The sequence below is a fragment of the Komagataeibacter ossonobensis genome, from assembly GCF_057359305.1.
Genome location: NZ_JBXAYQ010000088.1, coordinates 1 through 4,744, shown reverse-complemented (window position 1 = coordinate 4,744; position 4,744 = coordinate 1). Strand labels below are relative to the sequence as shown.

Below are 4,744 nucleotides of genomic sequence, written 5' to 3'. Positions count from 1 at the left end.
AGAGCTGATGAGCGATCCCGTGCGCAAGGCTGGACGGGATAAAAACGGGCGGTTCCTGCGCACGGAGATGGATGACGGCGCGATCGTGCTGGGCACGCTGGACCTGAAGGGGCGGCAGTTGCGGCTGCAGGTGAACTCGAAAGAGCGTGCCGAACGTGGTCGTGCCATGCTGCAGGTCGGTCTGGGAGATCTCGTGCGCGCTCCGCTCACGCAAATCATGACGCCGGCGCAGGCGATGGAAGATCGGGGGACGCATGGACGGGAGGTCTCGCCAGAACTGCAGATCCCGCCCGAGGAGGAAGCCCGGATTATCGGGCAGATGCTGGAGCAGCACTATCGGCAGGTGCTTGATGAGCCAGTCCCGGCCCTGGGGGATATGACGCCGCGCCAGGCCGTCCTGACAGCTTCAGGACGTAAAAAGGTAGCCATCTGGTTGAAGGATATCGAAAATACTACGGTCCGCGCCCAGGGGAGTGGCGGTGCCATGGCTGCCTACGATTTTGGGTGGATGTGGCACGAACTCGGAATCATCAGGCTCAGGAAATAGTCCGCTATCGCCCTATATAGGACATTGTGGTGAAATCGGTAATCTCCGGATAGCGGACATGGTCGATGGAAAGAGCTAATACCGAATTGGGCCGACCCAACCTTTGTATATTTGCCATCAGTGCACATAGAATATGTTACGCAATAAATTGCAGGTAATAGTCTTGCTGCGCAATCCATGCTCGAAGCGTCTTGGCTATCAAGTATCTTGCTGCTATCAATGTGAAATGGATGTTGCAGAATATTACAAAACCCTTGCTGAACAGAGGGCCGAGATCATAGCCGAGTGTGTCTCTGATACGCCCACGTTTGCTATGCACATTACGTCTCATAACGCGTTGAAAGACTTCGAAGTTATGCTCAGCGTCATTACAGGGCCTGAGCGTGCGATATTCATGCAAGCTTGCCGAGAATATCAATATTCTCTGGAGGCTGTCTTATCCGGCAACTACCGACATGCCTTCTCCAGTCTAAGGTTAGCCTTTGAACTTTTTACTGCTACGGTCTATTTTTCCGCCAATCAAATGAAAATGCATCTTTGGCTTCAAGGAAATGACGATCTCTGGTGGTCAACTTTAACCGATCAAGACAATGGGGTATTTTCACACAACTTTCTTCGGGCATTTAATCCTGCGCTCGGCCAATACCGCTCACAATATTCTGCCCTCGCAGCGAGGGTCTATCGAGAGTGCTCGGAGTATGTGCATGGAAACCCGGGCACATACGAGAATACGCAAACTAAGGTCGCTTACGATTCAAACCGTACTCAGACTTTTCATGATAAGGCTGCGACTGTCAGGATTTGTGTTCTTTTCCAATTTTTGTCGCGCTATTATTCTTTTCTTAATGGTGATGATAAAAATTTAGTTGAACCTCTAATTATTGAAGAGTTTGGTCATTTTCCGGAAATTCAAGATTTGTTTGGTGGATATGAATCGTGAGTGATTTTTTTTATAGAACGGAAGATATTCGCCCTGAGGAAGTAGGTAGTTACTTCGCGGAAACAAACCAGGACCGAATTGCAATAAACGCCCTCAAGAGTCGCAATCCAGCGATTATTATTGGCAGTCGAGGAGTTGGTAAATCGTTTCTGCTACGAGTGGCCCAGAACGAGATGCTCGCTTCCTTCCAAGATGATCGCGTTTTTCCAGTGTATGTAAGTTTCGTACGAAGCTCGCTGCTTAAAAGTAGTGACACACATCAATTTAGGAATTGGATGCTCGCTCGCTTGTGTTCAACAGCAATCCGAGCTCTTGAGCGAGCCGGCCTTCTTGCAGGAGTTCCAGCCAGCATCGGTCTGTTGGCTGGCGAAGAGGTTACGACGAAGCTTGGACCTACTAAAATTGAGGCAGTTGCTCAGGCTTACGAAGAATCTTATCGTAATCCCTCCGCAGTGATCGACGCAACTGCTGTGCCTTCAATCGAAAAATTCAAAGATGCTTTTGAAGATCTATCAGATAAATTAAATATTAATCGGTTTTGTTTTCTTATTGATGAGGCTGCACATATTTTCCTTCCCGAGCAGCAACGTCAATTTTTCACGATGTTCCGTGACCTACGTAGTCATTGCGTTTCGTGCAATGCAGCGGTGTACCCCGGCGTTACAAGTTTCGGAGAAACATTCCAGCCAAACCATGACGCAACATTGGTCCATATAGATCGGGATGTTCTCGATCCCAAATATGTCGACAATATGCGTGAAATCGTTGAGAAACAGGCCGATAGCACTACACAAAGACAAATTTTGAAGAATGGTAAAAACTTCGCTATCCTTGCATATGCCTGCTCGGGAAACCCACGAATACTTTTGAAAACTTTATCGGCTGCGCCGGCGCTGTCTTCCAGCGAAATCAATACAATTATGAGAATTCACTATAGAACATCAATTTGGTCCGAACATTCTGCGTTAGCTGAAAAGTATTACGGACATCGGGAAGTTATTGATTGGGGACGTGAATTCATTGAGAACACAGTTTTACCTGATCTTAAGTCTAAAAACGAATCTTACTTAGCTACTGATAGAAAGACAAGTTCCTACTTCTGGATACATCGGGATGCTCCTGAGGTTGTAAAGGAAGCTCTGCGTATCTTGTGCTATACTGGTGTCCTCAATGAGATGGAAGGTGGCATTAGGGCTACTCGAAGCGAAGTAGGCAAAAGGTATATGGTGAATTTGGGATGCCTGTTCGCGCTGGACGCGACTCCAGCTCAACAGGCGTTCGACATTGCTAAATCTCTCACACCGAAACGTATGACGGAATACGGTGCCAATCACTCAATATATAGAACGTTGCTAGATGCCGTCGCGATAATAGGCGATAGCAACGAAGGGGGGCATCTTGAACGCCAGCTTAGGAAAAACATTCAAGTTCTTGATCTCACTACGTGGCAGAAAGAAAAACTCAATGAACTTGGTCTCTTAACCGTTGGAGAGGTTTTAGAAGCTACTGAGGCGCAATTGAAGTCGGCGAAATTCATCGGCGACGTTAGAGCTCGTCGCATGCGTAATGCCGCAGTAGCCTCCGTTCTGGAATACCTGTCAGGATGAAGCTGTTTATTTAAAATTCAGGCCTGAAAATCGTTCATGTGAATGTCCAAGTGACTGGTCATTCCTTCCGATAGCCGACCTTCTGCATCCCTGAAGAGTTTCGGGCGCCGCGAGGCGTACGAAAGTCTGGGAAGACCGAACCCGCGACACCGGGACTCAGTTATGGGGAATTTGCAACTGGCGCCACCCCGGAGGAGAGGCTGAGCGAGAGCATAAAGGTGCGTATGTGGAACTGGAACGGGTTTTTGTGATCGGATCTGCATGATGCGATGACGGAACTGGCGGTGCAGGCAGCGATTTTCCCGGGTTTTCCAGTGATGCGTACAGGAACCTCGGTTTGCCGGAGCGGAGCTACTCCGGCATCGGGATCGGTCATGCTGTGGTCTCTGCGGGCTGTCATGGTGATCCCCCGGCCGGATCAGTCGCCGGTGGCGGCCCTCTGGGCTGGTACCAGCGGGGAAGGATCTGGATAACAACCATTAGTCCGCCACAGCATGGGCAGGGCAGTGGCGTGACCGGTTCGGGCTCCGGGATTTCTGCCGCTGGCGTGGGTATGACATTCAGCAGTTCCCGCACCCGGGCGAGGCTGGCCTTGCGGCTGGAACTGGCCAGCAGGCCATAATGGCGGATGCGATGAAATCCCCGTGGCAGGACATGCAACATGAAGCGACGGATGAACTCATCCGTGGCGAGCGTCATGACCTGCTGCTGGTGGGCCGTGTCCCGCCTGTAGTCCTTGTAGCGGAACGTCACGCCGTTTTCGTTGAACGCCAGGAGGCGGCGGTTCGAGATGGCGACGCGGTGGGTATAGCGCGACAGGTAGGCCAGCACCGCTTTGGGACCCGCAAAAGGTGGTTTGGCATAAACAACCCAGCGCCTGCCGCGCACGGGGGCCAGATACCGCAGAAAGGTACGACGGTCTGCGAGAGGGGCAAGACGGCCCCGGAAGGCCAGCCGGTCAGCATCGAAAAGCGCAAGTAACCGGGTGAGGAACAGACGACGAAACAGCTTGCCCAGCACGCGAACGGGCAGGAGGAAGGCCGGGCGCGACGAGATCCAGCGCTGGCCATCGGGCGACAGGCCGCCGCCCGGCACGATCATGTGCACATGGGGATGGTGGGTCAGCGCCGACCCCCAGCTGTGCAGCACGGCAGTGATGCCGATGCGGGCACCCAGATGCCGGGGATCGGCGGCGATCGTCATCATCGTCTCCGAGGCGGCCTGGAACAGCAGGGCGTAGAGAACGGCCTTGTTCTGGAGCGCGATGTCGGCGATCCGCGCAGGCAGGGTGAAGACGACATGGAAATACCCGACCGGCAGCAGATCGGCCTCACGTTCGGCCAGCCATGTCCGCGCGGCATTCCCCTGGCAGCGTGGACAATGACGGTTGCGGCAACTGTTATAGGCAATGCGCCAGTGTCCGCAGTCCCCGCAGGCCGCGACATGACCACCAAGGGCTGCGGTGCGACAGTGTTCGATCGCCGACATGACCTTGAACTGCTGCAGGGGGAGACGGCCGATATGGGCTGCCCGCCAGGCAGGACCGGCAGCCCGGAAGATGTCCCCCAGTGCGAGGGAGGCGGACATGACCGCCCCCCCTCCGGGATCAGCCGTCAGGCCTTGCCTGCGCCGTCGTCTGCGTGCCCAGCC

General features: G+C 53.2%; 3 protein-coding genes and 1 pseudogene. 3 read left to right on the top strand and 1 reads right to left on the bottom strand.

Translation table 11 applies throughout. The features are described from left to right. The 3 genes and pseudogenes from AC1RQ9_RS18525 to AC1RQ9_RS18515 all read left to right on the top strand — a co-directional run. Positions 1-547 (top strand): annotated as a pseudogene (locus tag AC1RQ9_RS18525) (hypothetical protein); the annotation flags it as partial. A gap of 163 nt (positions 548-710) precedes the next feature. Continuing rightward, positions 711-1,487, top strand: a complete 777-nt coding sequence (locus AC1RQ9_RS18520) for a hypothetical protein (protein WP_485988068.1) — start codon at positions 711-713, stop codon at positions 1,485-1,487. After that, on the top strand, positions 1,484-3,094 hold the full coding sequence (locus AC1RQ9_RS18515) for an ORC-CDC6 family AAA ATPase (protein WP_485988067.1): 1,611 nt from the start codon (positions 1,484-1,486) through the stop codon (positions 3,092-3,094). Before AC1RQ9_RS18520 ends, AC1RQ9_RS18515 begins: the two co-directional genes overlap by 4 nt. Positions 3,095-3,490: 396 nt before the next feature. Here the strand turns inward: AC1RQ9_RS18515 and AC1RQ9_RS18510 are convergent, their stop codons facing one another. Then, positions 3,491-4,681, bottom strand: a complete 1,191-nt coding sequence (locus tag AC1RQ9_RS18510) for an IS91 family transposase (RefSeq protein WP_485988069.1) — start codon at positions 4,679-4,681, stop codon at positions 3,491-3,493. Positions 4,682-4,744 lie beyond the last annotated feature (63 nt).